Raw genomic sequence first — 24,885 nt, forward strand, 5'->3', positions numbered from 1 at the left:
TCACGACGTCATGCGTGCGAGCTGACTTACGAGCAACACCAATTGGTCGGCATTGACGGGCTTCGGAATGTGCATCATGAAGCCCGAGCGCAAGGCGTTTTGCCGCGCTTCCGCTTCCGCATAGGCCGTGAGCGCCGCGGCGGGAACCTCTCCGCCGTGAGCCTTCGACCGAGCTCGCACGCGTCGGATCAGGTCGTAGCCGTCTTCACCTGGCATGCCGATGTCCGAAAGCAGAACATCCGGTACTTCCACCTCGAACTTGGCCAGCGCATCGGGTACGTCAACGGCCGTGGTGATCCGCGAACCGCAGTGCTCGAGCAGCATTTGCAGAGCTTCGCGGTTCTCTGCATCGTCATCTACGACCAAGATGTGGATACCGAATAATGGTGCCGTTGGCTCGGACAGCTTCCTCCCCGACGATACATCGGACGTGTCACTTGTTTGCAGCGCAGGTGCATTCACAGACTTCGAGGCCACTGTACTACCCTCCACTACATTGGATGGAGAGTGTCTCACGAACATCGCAGCTGAATAATGCACCGCGGATTTCGGCAACTATCCGTCGCTCCCAGCGTCGCGCCCGTGCTCGAGTTTCTTTGCGCAAAGCCCCCGCCACCGAACGAAGGTCTATTCCAAATTGGATATAGTCGGGTGCCATGGCGCAGACACAGGCCAGCTCCAACGAAAAGATACAGTCGTTTTTCATCCCCACCGTCATTGCTTATGTGCGCGCGTCGGGTGGCGACGCCGAATCTCTCGAACGCAAGTACGGCATCCCCGCGAGCCTTCCGATGCACGAAGGCATGCTCGCGCCATTCAGTTTGATCCGGGACGTGAGCGAAGAGGCTGCGCAGTCACTCGGAGACCCTTTTCTCGGCCTTCATCTGGCCCTGGCCCACAAGCGAGGCAGCTATGGCCCGCCTTCGGCGCCAACGCGTTGTGCGTGGGTCGTCGAGTTCGCGGCCCGCAGTGCGCCCACGGTGGGGGCGGCCATTTTGCGATTTGCGCGGTACCAGCACCTGGTCAACAACTTGAGGCCGTTCGTCATCGAATTGGGGGCCACGGATTTCATCGTTGCCCATCGACATGGCATTGGCCGCCAGCTGCACGAGTTTACCCTTGCACTCGTTTTGAACATGATGCGCGAATTCAGCTCCCCGTCGATCCATGCCCAACGCGTACTCTTCATGCATCCAAGGCCTTCCGATGTGTCGGAGCTGGTACGTTTCTTCGGCACGGAGGAAATCGAATTCGGCCAGAGCGCCAATACCCTCTTCTTTCCGGTTGACGTCTCGGAGATGCCCATTCATGCCGTCGACGACGACCTTTTGGCGCTTCTCGACGCCTTCGTTCAGCGGGATGCGCCCGCCACGAGCAACAAGGAAGACCTCATCGCGCCCATCCGTCGCTACGTGCATGAAGCGCTGCGCGATGGTGCCCCGTCGGTGGAGCGCGCGGCCGCCATCATGCACACGAGCGTGCGGACGCTTCAGCGGCGCCTCGACGACGCGGGAACGACCTTCAACGAGCTCGTCGACGGGGTGCGCCACGCCCTGGCCGTCCAGTATTTGCAGAACCCCGAATTGAGCATCAGCGAAGTCGCTTACCTCACGGGCTACTCCGAAGTGAGACCGTTCGCCCGCGCGTTTCGCCGGTGGACGGGCCTCGCCCCCGGGCAATACCGTGCTTCGCGGATGCAGTAGCCGCAGCGGTCAGCGCACGTCGACGAACACCGCGCTCGGGACACCCCAGTTGCCTTGGACATCGCGCCCTTCGACGAGCACGATGTGCCGGCCGCTGGACCATCCGGTGGTGTCGATGGACGCGGTCACCTTTTCGCGCGTCGCATCGAAGGCGCCGTCGCTGGCCCTCATCGCGAACGTCGTCCCTCCGGACCACGATGGCCCGTCCACCGCGTAACGCGCGGCCGCAATCTTCTGCGTTGGCTCGCGGCCATTGAAACGTGTGTCGTCCAGCGTGGCGGTCAACGTCACCGATGCCCCCGCAACCACCGAGCCGGGCGAAGCGATGACCTGAAGGGCGTCCGGCCCCGAGGGAGACTGATAGGGCCTTCGCGCAGCCTTGAACGCATAGAGGAGGGCTTTCAAGTTACCGGGGCCGACATTCTGCTCGTACGCCGCGCATTTCTCGAAGAAGTCGGTTCCCAATTCGATGGTATAAGAAGCGATCCCCAGCTCTCCGTACGACCAATCGTCCGTGCTGCCACTGTCGACGTACAGGCAGCCACGCGCCCCCGTCTGGCAGGCGGTGTAGCCATTCAGGTATCCCAACTTGCGCCCCAATGTCGCGAGCTGAACGGCGTTAGGCGCCGCCGCCGCGCTCCATGCCCATGGATAAAGGACCTTTCGTCCAAAGCTATGGAGCGTGATGAGCACACCACTCGCCGTGCTCGGGGCCGCATCGCCAATCTTCGGGCCCCGTTGATCGGCGAAAATCGATGCGAGGTATTTCTGGAGGCTGTCCGTCTCGGGCTCCGAAGCCGCACCCGAACCGCGGTAGAATTCGTCACACGGGTCCGCACTGGAGCCGCCGGCGTTGAACCTGAAGGAGCTATTGCGATTCAAGTCGACGCCGTAATGGTTGTCGTCGGCCGGCGGATCGGCACACCGACCGCCATTGGCATCGTTCGCATTCTTTCGCTGGTAATATCCCTGTTCCGCGATCTTCCGCCCATCCGGGTTTGCCTGCGGCAGCACCTGCAACTCGTGATGGTCCAACAGCCACGTGATGTCGGGATCCACGCCATACCCCCGTGCCATCTGCTCGGCAAAACGCACGGCGGTTTCGGAGGTCGTGTACTCGCGGGGGTGAAGACCGCCCATCACGAAGAGTATGGGCTTCGCCGCCGAGATCGCACGGTTCGTCAGCGTGAGAACCAGGAGCTCGTAGCCCCCGCGACCTACCTTCTTCTTCCAACTCGGACCGATGCTCGTGACCTCGGCGAGGTGCGGATAGTCGGAGGCCATTTGCCATAGTGCCGAGTGCGTCTCCTCCACGGTGCGGTAGCATGGATACCCGGCAATACCCGCCGACTCGGTGTTGGACCGAAGGTGCAAGCGGGCATGTCGCGCTTCGCGCCGAACGATGTCCACGCGGTGGCCGCTTGCCACGAGAGCCTCGTATTTCAGAGGATCGTCGATGAGCATCGAGACCCACCGCGCCTCGCCGTCGGCGTCCTCGAGCACGTCGTAGGATTGGACCACGCGCTGCAAATCGGCCTCGTCCTTGTAATGAACATGGGCAAAGAGCGTCTCGCCCGAGGCCGGAGGTCCGTCCCGCGTGTCACAATCGCCGTCGTTCTCGCCCTCGCTGTCACTCGAACAGCCCGCTGCACCGGCGTAAGCCCATACGGCGACCGCCGAGATCGAAACGAGGATTTGCCGGAGAGACGACGGCGTCGTCCGCCATGACGATTTCATCGGTGCCCCGAAAGGTTACCTGCCTCTGCAAGCCACGTAATCCGAGAAGGACGGCGCAGAGCTTAGCACTCCTTTCTTGTTATTCCAAAGTTCCTTCCTCGAGCACGCTGCTCGATGGGTTACGGGTCATGACTTTGCGCTGCGCGGCGTCGCAGACCCAACGCGCGAGCCAGGGGGTGGCGCCTTGGAGGAAGGCGAGCAGCTGCGATGTGCGGTCGCCCCATATTTCGAAGTCACCGCGTGCGGCGCCGCGCAAAATGGCGCGTGCAACCTCGTCGGCGCTGCGAACGGGGGCAGTGCCGGCGATGGCCGCGGTTTCCGGTGGACGGAGGGGCGTCTCGTTGACGAGCATCGGGGTGTCGGTGTCGGGGGGTTGGGCGATGCTCACGCGGATGCCGTATGGCCAGAGTTCGGCGCGCAAGGATTGCGAAAAACCGGTGAGAGCGAACTTCGACGCGCAGTACGCCGAGTACCCGTAAATGCCAATGATGCCCGCCAGCGAGCCGACGTTGACGATGTGCCCCGCGCGGCGCCCGATGAAATGAGGGACGACGGCGCGGCACATGTGAACGACACCGAAGTAATTCGCGTCCATCTGGCTGCGAAACTCGTCGGGTGGCAGTTCGATGAAGCGGCCGGGCCGGGTGACGCCGGCCACGTTCAGCAGCACGTCGACACCGTCTTCGAGAATGGGCGCGAGCCCCCGCGTGACCGCCGCTTCATCGGCGACATCGACAGCGCTCGTGCACACGCGGCACGATGGGAAAGCCTGCACGATGGCCGCGCGCGCCATCTCCAATGGGCCCGGGCGCCGCGCAACGAGGCAAAGGTCCGCGCCGGCGGCGGCGAGATGATGCGCCAAGGAGAGGCCTATCCCACTCGAACCACCGGTGATGACGACGCGCCGCCCCGCGAAATAGTCGCTACCGCGCGCAAAAGACACCCTTCTGGAACTACGTACCGTCGTGGTCATTTGCCGTCCTTTCGTGATTTCAATCCGGTCATCAATGTCTCGAGCAAATGCTCGATGAGCTCTTCCTTTTTTCTCCATGGGAAGCCGGCGTGTGCAATGAACAAGGACGTGAGCCCGTGGATGGACGCCCATACGTTTTGGCTTACGACGTCGATATCGCGCCGGCGAAACTTCTTCTTCGCCATGCATTCGCCCACGGCACCGCGCAAAAGATCGAACGCCGCCTGCGCCTTGGTGCCTTCGTAGCGGTATTCGCCCCACGCCGGCCCAGCCTGCGGCACCATGAAGGCCACCAAGTAATCATTCGGGTGCGCCAGACCGAAACGGATGTAGGCCACACACATTTCCCGCACGGCGATCATCGGATCGCGCTCGCGCTCGGAGATGCGCTCCAGCTGGGAGAGCAACTTGGCGAACGTCTCCTCCGTCAACGCGAAGAGCAGCTCGGTCTTGTCCTTGAAATAGAGATAAATGGTGGTGGGCGAGTATTCGATCTTCTCGGCGATTTTGCGCATCGAGACGTTCTCGGGCCCATTCTCGATGAGCAAATCACGCGCGGCCGTCAAAATCTGCTGACGGAGCCGCTCCTTCTCCCGTTCGCGTCGATCCACCGTCGTGGTGTACACCGTTATCAAACTTAACGGTGTTAATTTGGAGCTCAACGACCAAATAAGTTCGTAATGGCAACTCCCGGGAGTGGCGTTGCGGGTGGCCATTCGACATCGCCACCTCACGACGGCGCAGCTCACCAGGCAAGTGCCTCCTACGCCAACGCTTGCGCCAGATCGCGAAAACCGCGTGTCCTGTGGCCTCTTGGCCTTGGCGCGTGATATCGAATGCGATCGTGGCGACAAACCTTGGCTGGTTCTCCGTACGTAGCGATGAAGATCTCGTTCCCGTGCTGAAACGGCTGCGCCAGCGCGCGGCAAAGGACGACATGCCCGAAGGATTTCGCATTGCCGCGCCCAAGGCGCCCGCGAAGCCGACGGGGCTCGAGGCGTTCAAGGCGCTCTTCACGAAGACATCGCCCGAGCCGGTGTTCACCAGCACCATGCTCCTCGGCTGGCAGTTCCACGCGGCGCCCCTGTGGGCACAGGCCGTGTCCCAGGAGCTTGGGTGCGTGGCGATATCCTTCTTCGTATTCGAAGATACTTGGAATTACGCTATCTTCGATTCGGGGAACGAAGTGGCCGCGATGGAGGTCTACGCGCTCCCGGAACCCGTGCTCCACGGGGATGTCGAGCGCGCAGCGTCTTTGTTTGGCGTCGACACCTCTCTATTCCGTCGCTACGAGGACGCACTCCACGCCGCACTCGTGGAAGCCGATCAAGGGGAGGACGAGCCGACGCCGTTTCCCGGCGATGAGTACGCGCCGCACGACGAGTGGGCCCATGTCGACTTCGCGCGACGCCTGGGGAACATTCCGTACCCCGAGGAAGGCGTCGAGTTTCGCTGGGACGAAGACGCCCCTCCCGTCGACAATGCCGCCTGGCTTGGATTGCCGCCACGCCTTCCCTCGCCCACCGAGCCGCCGATCGCCACGACGGTCTGAAATTTCGGCCCGTAACGGATATACTTGCTCGATGCGTCGCATCATGTACGTCGAAAACAAGGGGGAAGGCCTCGAGGGACGAGGGCGCATTGGATGGGTCGAGTTTTCGCGCTCAGGGCGAACGCTCTATTACGAAGGTCATCGATTGGCGAAGACCGGCAGCGGGTACAAGTACAATTGCATCGACGAGGCGACCGGCGATGCGTACTGGGTCTCGGGGCCGAGCAAAGACGGGGCGGACCGGCTCTATGGTGGCGTCGTCTCCGTCGACGACGATGCCAGGGTCGAATATTGGACCACGGTTCGCGGTCTACCGGCGCGCGTGGCGGATACCGAGTATCGCTCGAATGCCTCCACGCGAACCGGCGGGGCCACGCGGCAAACCAACGCTCGGACACGAGGCCGGCGATAGTTACGGAGCCGGAGCTTCGCACGGTCCTCACGGATGCCGACATTGCGGCCTACCTGAGCGTGCGCAATCGGGTCGAGCCTGCGGATCCGGTCGGCGAGGCTGATTTTCGGGTGTCGCGCACGCGGCCGCAGCGCCTCGATGTCGTGGCATATCGCGGTGGCGTCGCCGTGGGCATGGGATTCATTGGCCCGAACTTGGAGGATCCGGCGAGCGTGCACGCCTTCGGCAAAGTGGGTGTCTTGGAGGAGGAACGACGCCAGGGCACGGGGACTCGGATTTTGCGCGCGCTTTCGGCGCATGCGTGCAACCAAGGGTGGCAGGGGTTGATCGTCGAACTCCGGGGCGATCGGCATGAGGCGATCGAGTATTTCGGCAAACGCGGATACGAGGCGATTTTCGAAGCGACGGAGCTCGTGCTCGACCTCGCGATGGCCGACGTCGTCGTGGCATCGCCGCAGGGCGTCGACCTCGTTCCGCTGACCGACGAAAGCCTCGAGCGGCCTCTCCACGAAGCGAGTGTCGCGATCGAGGCCGATCTGCCCGCGGTCGAGGCCATCGTATCCCCCTCGTTCGAGGTGTGGCGCGCCCGCACGTTCGGCGGCGATCTGCTGCGCGCATGCTCCTTTGCCGCGGTTGCCCGTGGAAACGTGGTTGGCGTTGGGTATCTGAGCGCGCGGCCTGGCGGTGGTGGTATCCATGGCCTCACCGGCGTTCGCCGTGAATGGCGGCAGCAAGGCATTGCGCGCGCGGTCAAGTGTGCCCAAATCCGGGCGGCCAAAGCGGCCGGCCTGAGGGAACTGCGCACGACGAACGAAGTCGCCAATCAGTCGATCCGGCGACTCAACGAGTCCCTTGGTTACCGCGCTTCGATATCGTGGATCCAGCTGCGCGGACCGCTCCTCGCGTGATACGAATCGGCTCCACCGGAACGAAGCATGCCGAACCTGAGCGATCTGGTCCTTCTCGTCTGCGAGCGCATTCCTGCGGAACTCCTCCCACAGGTCATCGTCATGGGCAGTGCGGCCATCGCCCTTCATGGCGTCGACTTGGGCCGCGCCCCAGGGGATATCGATTTGTTCGTGTCCGCATCGGCGCTCGAGACCTGGCCGTCGCAAGGTTTTCACCGCAGCGAGAAACACAGTATTGCGAGGATTTCGATCGCCGGGAGCGATCTCTTGGAGATCTTCGCGACCTTTCCCGGCGTCACGTTCGCCGCGGTCGAGGCGGACGCACGCGCGACGCCTCTTTCTCGCGGTGTGCGCGTCGCAGCACTGCGTGATTTGCTCGGGTGGAAACGAGCCCAGTTGCACCTCCGCGCCGACGCCGCCGGACGAGCCAAAGACGAGAACGACATTCGGGCGATCGAGGCGTACGTTGCGGCAAGGCAATGAGTCAGCGCGCCCGGCGGTCACGTGTGACCAGAGTTGCGCAGCGACACCACATACGTTAGAGATTTCTTGCCGTTCGCCAGCCGGACGCCTTGCGGGTTACCGGTGCTCTTCTCACTCGCCTTCGCGCATACCAATGGGTGGCGCACACCTTGAGGAGTCTCCCCTTGTTTGGTGACGTCATTGTATTTGGTGTTGGACACAGCGGAACCTCGCTGCTCTCGAAGATGCTCCACACACTCGGATGGAAGAGAAACGACGCCGATGAGCCTTTTGCCGAGAGCGTCCAAATGAGAGAGCTCAACAGCCAGATCATTGCAACGGGTTTCACTTCGGAAATCGAAGCTGCACAACGAGCCTATTTCCGGTCACTGGAGCGGCCGTTCGCACTCAAGGATCCCCGTTTCGTCGAGACGCTTCCTCATTGGATATCCACGGTCAATGAATTGAAAGAGAAGCCAACGCTATTGATGATCACGCGTGATCGCCAGGCCGTGGCCCAAAGTTATGTCGATCGAGGTGAGCTCGTCGACGGCCAGCCGGGAACTCGCGGGCACACACTTCCCGAGTTGCTGGATCTCGCTGCAATGAACTACGAGCGCTGGCCCTTTCGTAAAACGACCCTTTGCTATGAAAGATTGGTTGAAGCCGCCCTGATTGTGAAACAGCAACGCAAGATGAGGCCAGATGGGGGACTCTGGCTCTAATCGTCGTTCGTTCAGTCGCACCGGCGACCTGCGAGACGCCTATGATCTTCGGCCATCACCCTTCGATGAGCACTTCCGTGCTCGCTATGTCACTCTTTCACCTCAAATGCGGTCAGCGGCCACCTCCGAGCCCCAGGTCGGACAGGACCGACTTTGGGCAATTGTCCCCATGGCCGAGCAGCAGCCGGAACTTGCGAATACCGTCACGAGGGCTGCTCACTATTTGAGCAGCCGGCTGCCACGCGGGCGTGTGTTTTTTCTTGACGGCGGCTCTTGTCCAGAGAATGTCGCGGCAGCGCGCGCTGGGGGTGCGATCGTTCTCGAGCAGGATAAGATTTTCGACGCGATAGATTGGGAAAGACTCCTTCCGATTCTGAACCTTCACGGTCGCCCGGTGGGTCGATCGGGCCAGGGACTCAACATTTTCGCAGCTCACATTGCACTCCACGCGCTCGGGGTGCGCGACGACGACCTCGTTTTCCAGGGCGATGCAGATGTTCAGAACTACGAAGAGCTCGCGCCGATCGAACGACTCCTCTCGGCATGGTCGCTGGAAAAAAGCACTCGCCACGCCAAGCTCGCGCAACCCGGGCGGAACAATGAGATGACCATGGTCGCTCTTGCCATGCAGCAACTCTTTTCTTGCCTGGACCTCCCCTGGGTCCCACCCGCCGTGAAGCAGCTTGGCCACGACGTGTTCATGGCACTCGCGCCAGATAAGTGGCTGACTTGTGGCTTGTACCTCGTCACTGGTGAAATCATCCTGTCGAGACCATTCGCATCAGGCTATCTCGATGCTACGGTGCAGGCGGTCTGGGCTACAGGCGCCCCCGAGTGTGGGTGGCGCAACATCCGCTACGTCGAGTGTCCCGTGCATTGTCGAGATTCGGTCAACACGACGACAAAGGAGACGCTTATCCTGAGTAGCGTCGCCATGCACCTTCAGGGCATCGTGATGCACGGGCTCGCGCCTCACGAGTGGAATGCAGACCACATCATGCGGCTCAATCGCAGCATGATGCCCAGGCTTTGCGACATTCCGGAGATCGGTGATATCGCGGGACCTGTGACCGTCCACCGCATCGACCCGGACCGACTCATTCCGTCGGTAAGCAGCCTATGCGAGGAGAGGATCATCGATCTGGCGCGTGTGGCAGAGATCGTCGCCTAACCAGGTGCTCGTCAGCGCGCCCGGCGATTGCCCAGGGCCATTCGATTCCACGTGTGCCGCCGGCCGCGGATGGCCACGGAATACGCATAGAGCAACTCCGGATCGCCCATCCCCGGAAGGAAGCAGTCGCCGATATGATGCGCATCGACGCCAATCTCCTTCGCGTTGAGCGCCAGCTGCGGAACCACCGTGGTATGCGCCCCCTCTTGGCTCGTTCCAATGGCCCCCATCACGATGGCGCCGGCTTCCTGCACCGCCGCCACCGCCTCCGCGGCCAGCTCCTTCGTCACGCCGGGCAATGTCCCGGGCAGCGGAAGGATCACACCGTCGGCCCCGGCCTCGACCAGCCGCGTGAGCCGCTCGGTGGTGACCCGCTCGGGCCGCCCCGCATGATGCATCTTTCCCGCCCATAGCGCCGCATCGTCCCCGAGGCTTCGGCGCAACTCGGCGGTAACGCGCGCGAGCCCGTCGTAGCTGCCATCGGTGCTGGGGTTCGCGGTCAGGCAAATCATCGCGGCCCCCGCGTCGAGGAGTCGCTTCGCGTGTTCGGGCTTCGCGCTGCGGCGCTCGGGCACGTCCCCCGGCTCCAAGTTCACCGCCACGGGCCGCCCGATGCACGACGCAACGTCACTCAAGCTGGTAAAGGCCCCGAGCCCGGGAAAACGAAATTGCAGACCATCCCAAACCCGATCAATCATATTGAGGATGACAATGTCGGCCCCGAACGCCGCCATCAGCTCCATATTGTGAACGCCGGCCCCCTCGGGCGAAAACGACAGCACCGAGCGCTCGGCGAACACCTCCGCCACCATCGTGCGGCCCTCCCCCGCCGCCACCGCCGCCGTCAACGCCTTACCCCGCAAACGCGCCAGCGCGTCGCGGTCTAGATCGAGAATTCGTGTCGCCATGGTCGATATCTCCGGGAAACGTGGGCTCGGGCAGCGTGCCAGCTCGCCGGAGGAAGTCAACGGCCCGCGCAACGTCGACTTGCCACACGAAGCGTGCTCTTTCGCCACGTGTGTCTCGGCGTGCCGGCGAGCGTGAACCGGAAGGGCGATGCGCCAAGAACGCAAGAATGGATGTGGATACGGGGCGTTGGCGACGTGGCCGCGTCCGTTATTTACGATTTAGCAATGTCGATATTTCCGATTCACGAGTACGCGTTACGCATCTTACGTAGTGGCATTAGCGCATGAGAGCTCTTGCCGTATTCAGTCGATAAACGGGCGGGCGTGCCTGCCCGTGATGGGGGAGGTCCACATGAATACCGAGTTGTTTCCTGTTCTGCCGTTTCGTGCAGGCGCGCGCCTGTCCAGTGTCCTGGTGTTTGCCACGGCCGTCGCCCTAGCGGGCTGCACGTCCAAGAGCGGACCGGGCCAGAGCGACACGGAGGTCACCGGCACCACCGCCGTGTCCTTCGAAGAATGGCAGAAGACGGTGTACCAAGATCCGGACACCGGGACATGGGTCGTCGACGGCGACACCCCCATCGCGAGCGCTACCGAGCTACGCTCTTTCTTCGAGACGTACGTGCAGCAGGGGGCACTCATCGTCGACATGTACAATGGCGTGATCAACCGCTGGCATCCGCAAACCGCGCACAACCTCGTGTACTGCGTCGACCGCGTGTCGTTCGGAGCCAACTACGGTCGAGTCGTCCAGGCCATCAGGGCCGCGGCGGCAGAGTGGGCCCAGGTGGCCTCTGTTCGCTTCCTCCATCACGTCGCCCAGGACGACAACTGCACCTTGAACAACGAGCAAGTTCTATTCAACGTGCGCCAGAGTGGCCAAGGCTTCTCCGGCCTTGCCTTCTTTCCGCATTACCCGCGCTCCCACCGCTTCCTCAACATCAGCGCCGTCGCCGCAACGTACGGTCGCAACCCCAACGGCCCCGAGACCCTCGTCGGACTCTTTCGCCACGAGCTAGGTCACATTCTCGGATTCCGCCATGAGCACATCCACCCCGAGGCCCACCCGGCACAGAGCCATTGCGAGGAGAGGGGCGCGTGGAAAGCCGTGACGATCTACGACTCGAACTCGGTCATGCACTACCCATGGTGCAACGGCACCAACAAGGGAGATCTCCGTATTACCGCGCTCGACGTCCAAGGCGCCGTCGCGCTCTACGGAAAGCCGTAGTCCTCCGGCTTTCTCCTTTCGCCGACGTGGTGTGCGGCCCGCGACGTCGAATTGCCGCAACGAGCACGCGGCGCCGGCCGACAAGGAGACACCATGTCGATGATCTCCTTCTGGCGCCGCGAATTCGGCCCCAGTGCATCATGGGACGTGCACGGCGCACCGTCGGGCGACTACCGCATCACGGCGCGCGGGCTGGACGGCCCTTCGCCCAAGGCCCCCATCGAGAATCCGCGTTGGATGGCCTCATGCCTCTCCGAAATCGTCCACTTCGCTACGCCCCATACCGTGTTCGCACTCGATGTCGATGTGGTGCAAGCACTGCTCGACATCCACGCGATCGTCTATCCCATCGCACATCACCCGCCCGCGCGCGAACTCGTTCTGCAACGACGACGTGGTGAATACCTGGAGGCCCTTGGGGACGACCTTACCGACGCTCTAAGCCAAGGCTTGCTACGCCTCGAGAAACTCGAGCCGCTCACGGCATTCTTCGAGCTTGGTGAGGAAGACGCGCCCCCGGCGCAGGCCCACACCGCCCCAGAGGACACGTTCATCGCCATGCATCTCGTGGACGCGACGGACCAGCCGGTGCCGAACCGCCGCTATCGTCTCGACCTCCCCGATGGTTCGACGCGTGAAGGGCGTTTCGCATCCGATGGCACCTTCCGATTCGACGATATCGCACCCGGCACTGCCCGTTTGAAGATGGTCGATCAGGCCATCGACGGTGGACGACAAATCAAGGAGCCTGCCAGTAGCTCCGCGCACCGGGTCAAACAGGGCGATTGCCTCTCGAGCATCGCCGAGCAACACGGTCTTTACTGGAAGACCGTATGGGACTTTTCCGAGAACGAGGGGCTTCGGAAACAACGCAAGTCACCAAACGTACTTTGCCCCGATGACGTGGTGGCGATTCCGGAGCACTACCAAAAGGAGTTCACGCTTCAAACGGGCAAGAGTCATCGACTCGTGGCGAAACAGACTCGAACGAGCATCAAAATACGCTTCAATCTCAACGACACCGTCCTATCCAACGAACCGTACCGACTTTACATCGACGAAGACTCCGCAACGGTCATCGACGGGAGCACGACGAAATCAGGAGATATCGAAACCAGCGTCCCCGCCATGGCAAAATCCGTCACCATCGCCTTCTCGAAAAGAAATTTTGCACGAACATTCATGCTCGGGCAACTGGATCCCGTCGATACCACGATGGGGCTTCAAGCGAGGTTGCGCCAGCTCGGCTATCTCCGCGGCCCTGTCGATGGAAAGATGGGCCCTCTGACAGCCGCAGCGCTGCGAGGGTTTCAGACATCGCACAAGCTTCCACCCAGCGGTGAGGCGGATGCGGCGACGCTCGACAAGCTGGGAGCCGCTTACGGTGATGCACATTGATGCCCCAAGGAGAGAGGACCGTATGCTTTACGATTTTGGGCCGGTAGTTGCCGACGTCCCCGACGAATTTCGCGACGAAACCGCGCACTGCTTCGTGGATTCCGAGACGAATGACGCGATGAACGTCACATTCGAACGCATGCCTCCGGGTGCGACACCAGCTTCCGTGATTGCAAAGAAGGTGTCGAACTTGTCTCGCATATTCGCGAACGATGTTCAGGTGGACTCCATCGAAGAAGTCCCTACCCCCATCGGCGTGACCCATATGGCATCGGCAGTACTGCGCCTGGAAAAGCCGTTGTATCTTTACCTCGCGGCGTTGCAAGGCCCAAACGATGCGTTCTTTCATTGGACCGGGCACGAGCCATCTCGCGCCCTCTTTCTTCATGCGCTCGAAACGCTCTCGTTGTCCGGAGCCGCGGCTACGCACGCGGCCGCAGGTCATGTGAGAATGGCCGCCGGCCGCCTGACGCTCGAAGTTCCCGAAATCTACGCGCCCCCCTTCCCGCGGGAATTTCGATTCTCCGATGAAGGCATCGTCATCACTTGTTCCGTCGGACCTGCCATGCCCTGGCTGGCCCCGAGCAGTGAGGACATCCTCTACCTCGACGTCGGATACCTCTCGCTCGAGGAGAGCCATGGCCCCTCCCTCCTTGACGTCGACGACGCCGAGGCCAGAGAAGGGTGGTGGGTATTCGCCCAGCATGATGCCCAGGGCACGCTCGTCGAACGGCACTACGTCACACAGTTCACGATGGATCTGGGCGTCTCCGAGTTTCGGGCGCGCGCCCAAAGCAAGAGCACCGATTGGCCTCGCCTGGCCGCACGATGGCCCCTCCTCACCCGGTCCACACGCCGAACTCGGAAAGAGGCACCGTGAGCGACGACCATTATTGCGCGCAACGCCGCCCAGAGGGCAACGCGGCGGGGTGGGATACGTGCAACATCGACACTGTGCCCATCGTCTTCATCCCAGGGGTCATGGGTTCGCGTCTAAAAGTCTCGGGCTTCCTAAAGGCGGATTGGGATCCGGACGACAATTTCGCAATGGTTGGTTGGGCCTTGAGCACCCTTGGACAAAAACAAGGAGTGCTGTCGGTCGACAAGACTCCACAACTCGAGCCCATTCGCTCCTTCCAGAGCGAAAAGCCCATTCGCAAGAACAAATCGCTGAAGAACATCGCGGCCGCTCTCCACACTGACCCCGTAAAACTATATGAAGCTCGCGGCTGGGGCGCCGTTGCATGGTCGTTCTATGGTGCGGTTCTTACCCAGCTGGAAACGAGCCTCAATATGGCGTCCGGGCAATCGACGCTCTCGATCTTGAATCCCGTGTACGCGTTTGGATACGATTTCCGGCGCTCGAACTTCCTTTCCGGAGACAAGCTAGCCGAGTTCATCGAAAAGGTACTCAAGGAGAACCCTGGAGCCAAACAGGTCATTCTCGTAACGCACAGCATGGGCGGGCTGGTGGCACGCGCCGCACTGACTCGAAATCCGGCGATCGTGCCGAAGGTTCTGGGCATCGTGCACGGCGCGCAGCCATCGAACGGCGCGGTCGTAGCCTACCGACGCTTCTTCACGGGCGCTATCTCGTCGATGGACGGCGGTGCCATCCCCGAGCGCACTCTCGAAACGATTATTGGCAGCGACCCCGTCGACTACACCATATTGCAAGTAGGGCTCCCTGGGCCACTCGAACTCCTGCCGAACCATACGTTCCACCTTCACGCCAAGGATCGCTGGCTAACCACACGCGACGAATTCGACTTGGGTAATATTCATGCCCTCTATCGGCGCTCCACCGCCCCTGGACTCGTCGGCCAGTTCGTCGCAGCCATGGTAGCCAATGACGACGCGACACCGACGGAGCGCTTTGCCCTTCAATCGACGTTCTCCGTCCGCCTCGGTCTCGTCGAGGATTTTCACAAGGCTTTGGAGAACGCATGGCACCCCAATACCCACATCTTGTATAGCGACGAACTCAAGACGGACGCACGCGTCGACTGGACGGCAACGCAACGTGAGCGCGATTCGCTAGAGCCGTTCCACCAGACACCATCGGGCGACGGCACCGTCCCTGCCGACAGCGGGCGTTGCCCGGGGATTCCCATCGCATACGCGAAGTCTCGAAAGCAATTTGCAAAGCTCGAGCATGCGGGATGCTACAAGGACGAAGCCTTCAATCAGTGGGCGCTCGACAGAATTCGCCTGATCCTTTCTAGGTCGTGACGATTCACGGAGACAAGCGTGGCCTTCCCCTCTGGCATGTTCCGAACGCTCCTCGCTCACGGCACCATCTTGCTCGGACTGCTCGCTTTGGCCATCGTCGCCTGCGCGTGCCACATCCTGCGCCGAAGCGTCCCCCCGCGCCAGCCCATGACGATCGGCCTCCTTTGCATTGCCGCAGGGGCTTTGCCCATCGTGAACATCAACGACGACGACCTCTTCGTTCACGGCGCACGCGCCATGGTGTGCACGTTGCCCGTCGCACTCATCGTATTGCACTCCCCTCGCTCGACGTGGCCGCGCATCGTCGGCATGTTCCTGCTCGCCAGCGCCGCGTTCACGAGTCTGCCGTCCATCCTTGGCGACGATCTCCAAGCGACGAAGCTTTATGCCTTACTCGTGCTCATCACGGCACCACTCGCAACGCTGCCACCACGCCTGCCCACGCTCGCTCGCTACTCGGGAGGCCCCATCGCGTGCATCGCGACGGCGTATATGGGGTACGCGGCGTTGATCCCGATGTCCGGACCCGACGCGGATCGCTACGGCGGCAGGGTTCCGTTGTACGGGTTGGGGGTGTGCCTGGTTTGCTGGCTCGTGGCCGCCGTCGTTGGTCGGTGGGCGAGACGCGGGTGAGCGATGCGGGATCGGCGACCAATTCTCGAAAGTGACGATTCCGGGAGACAAAGCGGCCTTCCCCTCGGGCATATTCCGAACGCTCCTCGCTTACGGCACCATCTTGCTCGGGCTGCCCGCTTTGGCCGTCGCCGCCCTCGCGTGCCACATAATCTAGGGTTTGGCTCCCCCGGCCAAGATACTCTTCAATCCCTGCAACATCGTTGCACGATCTCCCTAAGCGTATTCTCATATTCATCATCCGCCAGCCAGTCCACACTTGTAGCGTTGATGATTTGAGCAACAAAATCCGGACGCCATGACGATATAGACTCCTCAATCTCGGAGACCAGCGGCGCTAAAGACGAATTCTTTCGAAGGTATCGGCGCGCAAGATCGATCGCGGCAACATTTGCCGTGGCGATCAGCTCTTCCTTATCGCCCATATCAACCGAGTCAAGATTGAACCAGCTCGTGAGAACGGTAACGAAGGCAGGGTCCAGCGACTTTGATGGCATCAACTCTCCTTTGAGCTCGAAAATTCGCCGCAATTCATTATCGCACTGGCCACTTTGGACTATTCAATCGCTTGCGGAACGCGGCGGCGCTCATGGGCTTCGCGCATCCTACCTGGCGGCCGTCGCGGTGTCATGTGCTGTCATTTGCCGGTGACCATCGCCAGCCATAGCGTTATCGTCATGAAATTCCTTCGACGTCTGGCGCTAGTGCTTCTGGTTTCGCAAGTCGTCCTCTCTCTCGGCAATCGGCGCGCTTTTGCCGAAAGCTGCGATGATGAGTGCACCGTCGATCCCGGCGGCATTACATGCAACTGGGATACAGAGGAGGAGGAGCGCACCGAGCGCGAATGCAAGGAGCGGTGCCAGCTCCGCTGGAGCACACCCCCGAGGCACTAGCCGAACGATCTTCTACGGCTCTTTTCCGCACGCTCCAACAAAGCAGCGCCCCGCCCGTGCGACGGAACTTCCTCATGAGCCTGGTGGGTTGGCAGAAGCAATCAATGTCGTCACTAGGCCGGGTAGGAATCATGTTTGGTCCGTCGGGGCCACCAGACATCGGACTTAGTCCGCATCCGCGTTATAGCCATATATATGACATTTGACGCTACCGTTACTAGAACACCTCGCCGAAGGGTGCGCCGTGCGTACCTTCCAAATCCTCGAGCCACTTCCGAGGTTTGCCCCCAAGCGCGTCGAACATGTTCCGCTCAGCAACTCCGACCATCGGATAGACCGTCGACAACACTTCACTCCGTTAGATCAAGTCGTTGCATTAAGGCCAACTTGACCTCATCACGAATCTTGGAGTCCGCAAAACTTCCGTAAACCGAGACGGACTCGCCCCATGTCCGGGCCAACAGAGCTGAATCGTCCTCGCGCTCTAAGCAGGTTTGGCAATCGTCACTAAACCAATATGGCTGAAAGCCTAGCTCCAAGGTGGCGCGTCGTATGCTTGGCACCAGATTTCCGTCATTCTTTTGCAACTGGAGGGTAGTTCCCCGCTTTAGCCGCGCATTGGCAAACACTTTCCGATAGAGAAAATTTCGAAAACTGAGAGCCAGCGTATAGTCCACCTCCCCCCACCAACTCACCACAACGCTCGGCTCCTCGGTGCCTTTCCGTGCCTCGTCGGAATAGAGCAGCGCGCGCTCACCGGAACTTCCGTTGACTCCAACTATTACCATATTTGGTGGTATCTCCGACTCCTCACTGTCGGCCTGCTCCAAATAGTAATCTATGAGGGCCTCGGGTTTCGAACTAGCATCATCAGAAAGCTTCACGATGCCATCGTTCGCACCAAATTCGCGCAAATATTCTAAATATAGCGGAGGAAGAGGCAGCCGCGCCAACGCAGTGAGGCGCTCGATCTCTCTGGGGTCCGCACCGGCTCGATCACGAGCGACTTCCTGCCCAACAATGCGCTCGAGGAAATCGATAAAATCTTTTATATCATCGCTTCGTTCGGTGGCAATCACTTGATGATCCTCCAAGGTATTTCGGTCTGCACACGGCTGTCACTTGGCCCCACCAGCGCTCGAAATCGTTGTGTACTCACCGCCGTTGCACTGGCACGTTCCGCACGGTTCCATCTTCTTGTAACCTCCGGGAGTCGACGGTTCATCCCTTTTGTGCGCTTCCGGGAATGACTTCTCGGGGCCGGCCCAGATCGTCTGATAAGACTCTGGCGGCGAATTGCTTTCACCGGCCGCTTGGGCGGCCGCGGGTTCGGAGCACTGCCCCTTCTTGGGAGCGTCATCCGGGCCGTCTTTGAGGCGCGAAGCGTCTACGTCATTTGATGCTGCACGGAATTTGGTCCTTTGCTCGGGTGGTTTGCCCTTTTCCTGCTCGTTGAGATGACGCTCAACCTGTTTAGCTTGACTTGCTCGCTCGGGATCCTTACCGGACATGCCAAACGATACGCTACCGTCGGCATGCTCAATGACGGTTACGCTACGTTTTCGCTTTATCGCGGGCTGAACCTCCGCCATTGCCCGGGCAACTCGGTCGGCATGTGCATCCGTTTTGCCTCCACCTCGTTTGAGGTTGGGAAAGGCAGGACGCTTCTTCGCCGGTGCATCCGGCGAATCTGGTAGATGCGAGTCCTGTGTGACGGGTTTGCCCTTTTTCTCAGGTTCCGCCGGTGGGGTGGCCGGGCAGGGTTGGTCGGCCAGTCCGCGGACATCGACGTTCCGGAGTGGATTGCCGGAGCCATACCCGTACAGATTGAACCCGCCGCGGATGCCTTGCGGATCAGATTCGAGGAATTGGCCAAGCTCCGGGCTGTAATAGCGAAACCGGACGTAATGTAGTCCTGTTGCGACATCGAAGTAGTGTCCGGGCCATCGCAGCGGCTGGTGGAAGTCGTGTCCCACTTCGACGTGAACGGTGCCGTAAGCCGCATAGCGGCCGCGCCAGACCACTTCGCCGGCATCATTTTGGACGACCTCGGGGGCACCGAGATGATTCGAGAAGACGAAATAGCGAACGCCGCTGCTTGGATCCGCGGCCGTACTCGCATAGTCAACGAACATCAAGGGGATGAGCGCAAGTTCGTCGACATAAACGTAGACACGAAGTCGCTTGTCCGGAAGAACTTCGGCTGCGAGACGATCTCCGTCCCAATAGAAGGTCGTCTTGGCGCCGTTAAAGGTCGTCTCGGTTCGGCGCCCGAGCACGTCGTATCGCGCAGACCAAGCGAAAGATGGGCCATCTACGTGTGTGAGTTGGTCAAGCGAATCGTGTGTCAGGCGGAATGTGCCCGATGGGGTATGGCGCGCACTGAGGCTGTCACGATGGTCGTATTCGAACCGACTGCCGTTCGCTTCGAGTAGCCGCTGACGGGCAAGCGTGGCCCTGCTTAGCCCTGGCGCTTCGACGAGCGTGCTGCTCTGAGTGTACTTGAAGGTATTTGTTTGACCGTTTGGCGCTGTTTCGCCAACGAGACGATGGGCTGCATCGTAGGCGAAGTGGTGCGTGCCGCGTGCGCTATCGTGTATGGCGCGGACATCGCCCTCACCCGAGCGCTCATAGAGACGAGACCAGCGGTGCCCGTTCGAGGTAAAGGCAATCTTGGCTAGGCAGTAGCCCTTTGGGTGATACTGGGCAACCTCTGTTATCCCATTCGACATTCGTCGGCGAACGACGCCGCCGTGGCACGTTTGCACGGCGTGCTTCGCGCCTGTTGGGTCGATGACATAAACCGTATTGCGGTGCCCACGCACATACTTGGTGCCGAACTTATTGAGCACTCGTATCTCATCGAGCTCGCCTTCGACAAATCGACGTCGTACGCCCTCGCCGTTGCGATCCTCGCGAGTCGTCCGTCCCGAGATATCGTACTCGAAACCGTAAGTATCCCTGGTGCCATCGGCGGCCTCGACGACTGCTCCAGCGAGGCGACGCGCATGAGTATAAACGAGCTGGTGGCGCTCGCCGCTAGCGAGTCGCAGGGTTACTTGTCGTCCGTCGTTGGCCCTCTCGTAGCGGAGCAGGTTCTTCCCGCGTCCGTCGAACTTTTCTGCGAGTTCGTCGCGTTCGTCATACCTGTACGTCTCGTGGACAACGCCGTCGCGCATGACACCGGCGAGGCGATTCTTCAGGTCGTAACCGTAGTCCGTCGTAAGCCCACCCGCGTCAACGATACGAAGAGGCAGGAGGCGCCGCGAGTGTACGACTTCTGTGGTGGCACCGACGGGATTGATGATTTGGTGCGGCCGGTTCCAAGACGTTATGCTCCACCGCCAAGTGGAACCGTCAAAATCAGTAAAGCGAGTCCGATTCGCCGAGACGTCGTAAGACCATGATCGACGTGTATTATCGTGCCGTTCTGTCCGAAGCGAGACCCCTTGGAGGTCTTTTACCTCGGTCTCATTCCAGCGGTCGGCAAAATCGACACTCATCGTGCCGGTCGCCGGAGGTGTAAGTGCGTCGATAACGAACGCTGGCAGCCGGTCGACTTCGAGGTAACGGCGGATCGGTAATCCGTGGTCCTCAGGAAGAAGGGTTCCATATTCCCATTCGCGGGCGTTGGAGGCTACATAGTGCTCCGGTTCCCGCGGGGATTGGCCCATCGGCCACACATGGCCTGTAGAATCGCGCCGGCCGACGGCCTTCCCGGTATCATCTCGAACAATCTCGAACTGGCGACCTGCCTCGTCGATTTCGGCGCAGAGTTGGCCGTCGTCGTCGAGTTCGCGGCGGTGTTCGCCGCCGTAGGGGTCGATGATTCGGGAGAGGTATCCGTCGTGGTGCTCGTAGACCCAGTGGCCGCCGTCGGCGAGGGTGACGATGGTGGCGCCTTGGAGGTATTCGAGTTTGACTTCTTCGACGCCGTCTTCGGCGGTGGAGTGGACGCAGCGGCCGTTGCTGTCGTAGGAGTAGTAGAAGGAGTAGCCGCGGCGGTCGACCAATTTGGTCATCCGCGAGTGTTGGTCGTAGGCGAATGAGAAGGTGTTTCGGTATCGGTCGGTTCCGCCGAGGAGATGGCCGTGGGCGTCGTAGTGGTAGGAGAGGAGGAATTCCTCGGTTGGGGACGCGGGGGATGGCAGTAATGTGAATTGGGCGATGTGGGGGCGGGGGCGGCCCGTTCGTGGGTCGGGGATGGTGACCCAGTCGATTCGGGTGGTGCGGCCTAGGGCGTCGACGACGGAGGTGAGGAGGCCGGTGGTGCCGTCGTAAAAGAGGCGGGTCGTGCCCTTTTCGTGGGAAATGGCGGCGAGGCGGGCGGGCCAGTCGGGGCGCCATAGTTCGAATTCGAGAATGCCCTGTTCTTCGTCGGGAAGATGGACGCGGTACCAGTTCGATTGGACGCGCTCGAGTTGGTAGCCGTAGCGAGCGACGCGGGTGCCGTCGGCGCCCAACATCGGGAAGGAGATGCGGCGGCCGTCGGCGGCGACGTAGCCAACCGTGTTGTTGTACGTGAATCGGAGTTCGTGGTCGAAATCGTGGCGGTGGCCCCAGCCGAGACCGCGGTTTTCAGCGTGGTTTGCGCTGCTGTAGTGGCGGACGAATTCGAATGGGAATGGGGCTTCGAGGCGGAAGTCGAAGGTCGAATCGGTGATGGCGCCGGTGATGACGTCCACCGGGTCGCCGACGAAACGTGCTGCGTCTTCACGTCGAAAACGATTCGCGCAGCCCATGGTTTGCCCCTCGCCTGCCGCGGTCCGTGAAAGGGTATCGCGCCCGCGCAGCGGTGATGGCTGCGCGGGCCACTATTGCGCTTTATTGCGCCTGCAGGAGCACCGCGGCCTTTGCGACGCCGTCAGGGCCGTCGAAACCGCTCGCTCCGGCCTTGCTGTCCGAAGCAACGGCATCGCCCCCGGAACCTTTGAGTCCGTGGTTTTGTCCGGGCGGGGTCGTGATCCATTTATCCTGGGTGTCGATGTCCTGGGTAACGGCCTTTCCGCCAATGTCGGGCGCGTTTGGAGCATCACCAGCATAGGCAAGTCCAATGGACGACCCGCCCGCACCACCGTTTCCTCCCGCTCCAGAGCCACCCGGCCCGCCTCTTTCTCCAGAGCAGCCACCGCTAGCGCCGCTTCCTGCCCGGACCGGCGCACCTTGGGCCTTCTGGCCTTTGCCACCATGGCCGCCCTTGCCGGCAGCGCCTGCCTTCAACGTCGAGTCAAGCAGGTGGACCTTGGTCCGGTACACGAGCAACGAGATAGCGGAGCCGCCGGCTTGCCCGCCGACACCACCTTGCCCGCCGCAACCACCGGCGCCACCACCTCCTCCCGGGCCTCCGGTGCCGGCTTTGCCGCCGCCCCCTCCGCCCCCCTGAGCGGTCTGCCCGTCGCCTCCCTTCGGGCCGTTGGGCGATTGATAGCCCGTCGACGAAACGGCCCCAAGCACGCCAGCCGCGGGACTTGCAACTCCGCCCGCGCCATATGCGCCCGGATGCGCCCCAGTGTCGTTGGCCACGCCGCAAACACCGGATGTAATAATTCCTTGGCCTCCGGCACCGTTGAAATAGTCCTCTGGCGATGCGTCGCGCGCAATCGGCTCTCGGCCGGCGCCTCCATCGACACCACGGGTGTCGCCCTTGTCCCCCCCCGCGCCGCCAATACTTACGTTGTTCGGAGCTACAAGGTTGTTGCACGTATTCCGTTGCTCATCTCCGGGCGCACCGCCATCCGAGTCAATCCCGCTCGGCGCACTTGCGGGGCTGTAGGGATCAATCTTCGGCTCGTCCTTCGGCGTCCCATCGCTTCCCGCCCCGGCAGTAAACGCGACCCGTTTGAACGTCACATCCTTCGACTGCGTCACCCACCCCGCCACGCTATTCCCACCCGCGGCCGCCGCATCCTTCGCCGTGAACGACAGATCCATCAGCGCAATCGCCTCGGACACCGCTTGCACGGTGAGCGCGACCCCCGGATCCTTCGGCACGATGTTCGTCGCAACGGGGGCGCCCTTGGGCACGGTCCAGTTGTTTCCGCTGCAATCGAATCCGCCGAAGATGCTCACGCGGCGGTTGATGGTGACGGCTTCTTCGTAGTTGCCACCGCACACGTAGATGCGAGGACGAACGCCCACCTTCTCCAGCGCAACCCTGAGCGAGGAGACGGGGCTATCCTTGGTGCCGGCGCCGCCATCGCTACCGCCTTTGTCCTTCGGTGCGACGAAGATGGCGACGCTTCCGTCGACGCAGGGCAAGCTGTCGCCGGGATCGGCGTTGGGATCGCAGCCGACGGGCCATACCTGGCCGTTGCCATCAGGCCCTGCGTCCTTCGTGACGCGGCCGCAGCCATCGGCGCTGAAGGTGCAATCTTCCGAGGAGTCGCACGCGATGAAGGAAGCGGCGGCGATGCCTGCGAGTGCGATCAACGATGAAGCAACGTACCAAGCTCTCATGACTACCCTCTTGCAGCGAAAAGCAATTTGAATTCCCGCGATTGGCGGCCCAGGCCCGGTTGCGGGCCGTTCTTGCTAGAAGCGCCCGGTGATGCCCATTCCCGCGGTGTTGGGCGAAAGAAGCGGGGTGACGCGAGCCGATGGCTCCTTGGTGGACTTGGACGGCCAGGCGAAGAAGACAATGCCCGCGCCAATCAGGGATGCCGCGCCAACGCCGAGTGAGATGCGCGATAGCGTGAGCCGGCTCGAGTGATCGTCCTTCAACGTGCTCAATCGGCTATTGCAGTCGCCCGCGCCCGTCGTGCAGGCGCCGTTCGGTCCGTGAAGGTCGTCCGCGTCCTTCTTCGCGCTGTCGGCGCTCGAGTTGAAGACGACGGCGCCCACGCCACCCGCAATGCCGATGGCGGCCAGCGTGATGGTGGTCGCGAGGCAGGCGCCCGATTTCGGGCAGGCTAGGCCGCTCGACCTTTCCGGGGGAGGCTCCGGCGGGGGCGGTGCAACGGGGGGAGCGACCGGCACCGGTGGCCCGACCGGCTCCGGGGTGCTTTCCGCGAAGGTGACGTGGGTGACCTCGCCGACTTTGACGTTCACCGCGCGCTCTTTGCGCTGGGCGGCGGTTTCCATGGCGATGGTGTGGCCACCTCCGTCCAATTCGACCACGTCGTCCGCCGCATAGGCGGTCGGGAACGACTTGCCGTCGATGAACAGGCGCGCGCCTTGGGGCGCCTCGATTTTCACGGAGCCAAGCTTCTTTCGCGCGTCCTCGAGCTTCTGCCGCGCTGCATCCTTCTTCTGCGGGGTGGCCGCAGAGTCGGTGGATACGAGGTACACGTGGATATTGCGTGCCGCCTCGAGGTTCCGTCCCAATTCCAACTCCGTCAGAATGAGATTCCAGAGGATCTTCGGACTCGGATAGATGGCATACGCCTGCGTAAAAGCGCTCAGGGCGCCGTTCATATCGCCGGCGTTGTAGCGCTTGATGCCCTCTTCCTGCCGGACCTGCGCATCGGCGCGCGGATCGGCAGCGTGGGAGCTGGGAGCGTAACCAAGGAGTGCACAAGCCAGGGAGGCAGCGGTGAGCGAGTACCTGATTCGTTGCATGGGCTAAGCAGGGGGTGAGACGTTGGTAGGAGTGCGGGCCGGAAAGCCTATCGTGTGCGCCGCAGACTAGCGCATTTCCGCCGCCCCGGGCGATGGGAAGAGGCACCCCGGCCGCCCCCCACGAAAAGCTGAAACCCCGTGCAAAACCTGCGCAGGAGTGGCGTCCGGACATCGGGTCGCGGCGCCCCCCGCGTGCGAAGGCCACGACGCAGCCGATGTACCCCGTTGTGGCCAAGGGCGGGCTCAAGCGAGCTGCGGTTTTCAGAGAGGCGTCCGTTGGCGCTGCGGATACACGGCGCGAACGGCTCCGGGCAACGATGGCCCGCCCTCTCCACGGTCTCCGTCAACGTATTCGCAATCGATATATTCTGATCAATTTCATAAACGCTC

At 61.7% G+C, this 24,885-nt stretch carries 23 protein-coding genes and 1 pseudogene; 15 read left to right on the forward strand and 9 right to left on the reverse strand.

The features are described from left to right. Complete coding sequence (locus LVJ94_31755) at positions 1-366, reverse strand: response regulator (protein ID WXB01482.1); 366 nt, start codon at positions 364-366, stop codon at positions 1-3. A gap of 290 nt (positions 367-656) precedes the next feature. On the opposite strand from LVJ94_31755, the gene LVJ94_31760 reads away from it, so the two are divergent. Then, positions 657-1,703, forward strand: a complete 1,047-nt coding sequence (locus LVJ94_31760) for an AraC family transcriptional regulator (protein ID WXB01483.1) — start codon at positions 657-659, stop codon at positions 1,701-1,703. A gap of 9 nt (positions 1,704-1,712) precedes the next feature. Here LVJ94_31760 and LVJ94_31765 read toward each other — a convergent pair whose 3' ends face one another. The 3 genes from LVJ94_31765 to LVJ94_31775 form a co-directional block, all read right to left on the reverse strand. After that, on the reverse strand, positions 1,713-3,440 hold the full coding sequence (locus LVJ94_31765; GenBank protein ID WXB01484.1) for a peptidase M14: 1,728 nt from the start codon (positions 3,438-3,440) through the stop codon (positions 1,713-1,715). 79 nt (positions 3,441-3,519) lie between these two features. Next, the gene (locus LVJ94_31770) at positions 3,520-4,383 is read right to left on the reverse strand and encodes an SDR family oxidoreductase (protein WXB01485.1); all 864 of its coding nucleotides are present in this window, start codon (positions 4,381-4,383) and stop codon (positions 3,520-3,522) included. Positions 4,384-4,409: 26 nt separating this feature from the next. Then, positions 4,410-5,024, reverse strand: coding sequence for a TetR/AcrR family transcriptional regulator (locus LVJ94_31775; protein ID WXB01486.1), 615 nt, complete (start codon positions 5,022-5,024; stop codon positions 4,410-4,412). A 233-nt stretch (positions 5,025-5,257) separates the two neighbouring features. On the opposite strand from LVJ94_31775, the gene LVJ94_31780 reads away from it, so the two are divergent. The 6 genes from LVJ94_31780 (at position 5,258) to LVJ94_31805 (ending at position 9,643) form a co-directional block, all read left to right on the forward strand. Continuing rightward, positions 5,258-5,965, forward strand: coding sequence for a hypothetical protein (locus LVJ94_31780; protein WXB01487.1), 708 nt, complete (start codon positions 5,258-5,260; stop codon positions 5,963-5,965). Positions 5,966-5,996: 31 nt separating this feature from the next. Then, positions 5,997-6,377, forward strand: coding sequence for a hypothetical protein (locus LVJ94_31785; protein ID WXB01488.1), 381 nt, complete (start codon positions 5,997-5,999; stop codon positions 6,375-6,377). 59 nt (positions 6,378-6,436) lie between these two features. Further along, positions 6,437-7,285, forward strand: coding sequence for a GNAT family N-acetyltransferase (locus LVJ94_31790; GenBank protein WXB01489.1), 849 nt, complete (start codon positions 6,437-6,439; stop codon positions 7,283-7,285). Positions 7,286-7,312: 27 nt separating this feature from the next. Continuing rightward, complete coding sequence (locus LVJ94_31795) at positions 7,313-7,768, forward strand: hypothetical protein (protein ID WXB01490.1); 456 nt, start codon at positions 7,313-7,315, stop codon at positions 7,766-7,768. A 164-nt stretch (positions 7,769-7,932) separates the two neighbouring features. Continuing rightward, positions 7,933-8,472, forward strand: a complete 540-nt coding sequence (locus tag LVJ94_31800) for a hypothetical protein (protein ID WXB01491.1) — start codon at positions 7,933-7,935, stop codon at positions 8,470-8,472. A 169-nt stretch (positions 8,473-8,641) separates the two neighbouring features. Then, positions 8,642-9,643 (forward strand): hypothetical protein, encoded by a 1,002-nt coding sequence (locus tag LVJ94_31805; GenBank protein ID WXB01492.1) that lies wholly within the window; start codon positions 8,642-8,644, stop codon positions 9,641-9,643. An 11-nt stretch (positions 9,644-9,654) separates the two neighbouring features. Here LVJ94_31805 and LVJ94_31810 read toward each other — a convergent pair whose 3' ends face one another. Next, entirely contained in the window at positions 9,655-10,551 is an 897-nt protein-coding gene (locus LVJ94_31810; GenBank protein ID WXB01493.1) for a hypothetical protein, read from the reverse strand. 352 nt (positions 10,552-10,903) lie between these two features. Here LVJ94_31810 and LVJ94_31815 point away from each other — a divergent pair, with 352 nt between their 5' ends. From LVJ94_31815 to LVJ94_31835, 5 genes are all read left to right on the forward strand, one after another. Continuing rightward, entirely contained in the window at positions 10,904-11,782 is an 879-nt protein-coding gene (locus LVJ94_31815; protein WXB01494.1) for a M57 family metalloprotease, read from the forward strand. Between the two features lie 93 nt (positions 11,783-11,875). Next, the gene (locus tag LVJ94_31820) at positions 11,876-13,180 is read left to right on the forward strand and encodes a peptidoglycan-binding protein (GenBank protein WXB01495.1); all 1,305 of its coding nucleotides are present in this window, start codon (positions 11,876-11,878) and stop codon (positions 13,178-13,180) included. A 190-nt stretch (positions 13,181-13,370) separates the two neighbouring features. Next, entirely contained in the window at positions 13,371-14,060 is a 690-nt protein-coding gene (locus tag LVJ94_31825) for a hypothetical protein (GenBank protein WXB01496.1), read from the forward strand. Next, positions 14,057-15,412, forward strand: coding sequence for a hypothetical protein (locus LVJ94_31830; protein ID WXB01497.1), 1,356 nt, complete (start codon positions 14,057-14,059; stop codon positions 15,410-15,412). Before LVJ94_31825 ends, LVJ94_31830 begins: the two co-directional genes overlap by 4 nt. An 18-nt stretch (positions 15,413-15,430) precedes the next feature. Then, positions 15,431-16,045 carry a hypothetical protein gene (locus tag LVJ94_31835; protein WXB01498.1) on the forward strand — a complete coding sequence of 205 codons (615 nt, stop codon included), beginning with the start codon at positions 15,431-15,433 and terminating at the stop codon, positions 16,043-16,045. A gap of 185 nt (positions 16,046-16,230) precedes the next feature. On the opposite strand, the gene LVJ94_31840 is transcribed toward LVJ94_31835, so the two are convergent. The 3 genes from LVJ94_31840 to LVJ94_31850 all read right to left on the reverse strand — a co-directional run bounded on the left by LVJ94_31840 (position 16,231) and on the right by LVJ94_31850 (position 21,680). After that, positions 16,231-16,542: a hypothetical protein gene (locus tag LVJ94_31840; protein ID WXB01499.1), complete on the reverse strand. Its 312-nt coding sequence runs from the start codon at positions 16,540-16,542 to the stop codon at positions 16,231-16,233. 746 nt (positions 16,543-17,288) lie between these two features. Beyond that, positions 17,289-18,017, reverse strand: a complete 729-nt coding sequence (locus tag LVJ94_31845; GenBank protein WXB01500.1) for a hypothetical protein — start codon at positions 18,015-18,017, stop codon at positions 17,289-17,291. Positions 18,018-18,056: 39 nt separating this feature from the next. Further along, the gene (locus tag LVJ94_31850) at positions 18,057-21,680 is read right to left on the reverse strand and encodes a DUF6531 domain-containing protein (GenBank protein WXB01501.1); all 3,624 of its coding nucleotides are present in this window, start codon (positions 21,678-21,680) and stop codon (positions 18,057-18,059) included. Between the two features lie 563 nt (positions 21,681-22,243). On the opposite strand from LVJ94_31850, the pseudogene LVJ94_31855 reads away from it, so the two are divergent. From LVJ94_31855 to LVJ94_31865, 3 genes and pseudogenes are all read left to right on the forward strand, one after another. Continuing rightward, a pseudogene (locus LVJ94_31855) lies at positions 22,244-22,318 on the forward strand (energy transducer TonB). A gap of 459 nt (positions 22,319-22,777) precedes the next feature. Then, entirely contained in the window at positions 22,778-23,038 is a 261-nt protein-coding gene (locus tag LVJ94_31860) for a hypothetical protein (GenBank protein ID WXB01502.1), read from the forward strand. Positions 23,039-23,056: 18 nt separating this feature from the next. Next, complete coding sequence (locus LVJ94_31865) at positions 23,057-23,425, forward strand: hypothetical protein (protein ID WXB01503.1); 369 nt, start codon at positions 23,057-23,059, stop codon at positions 23,423-23,425. A 44-nt stretch (positions 23,426-23,469) separates the two neighbouring features. On the opposite strand, the gene LVJ94_31870 is transcribed toward LVJ94_31865, so the two are convergent. After that, positions 23,470-24,495, reverse strand: a complete 1,026-nt coding sequence (locus LVJ94_31870) for a hypothetical protein (GenBank protein WXB01504.1) — start codon at positions 24,493-24,495, stop codon at positions 23,470-23,472. Positions 24,496-24,885: the final 390 nt, after the last annotated feature.

It is taken from the genome of Sorangiineae bacterium MSr11367, from assembly GCA_037157805.1.
GTDB lineage: Bacteria > Myxococcota_A > Polyangia > Polyangiales > Polyangiaceae > Pendulispora > Pendulispora rubella.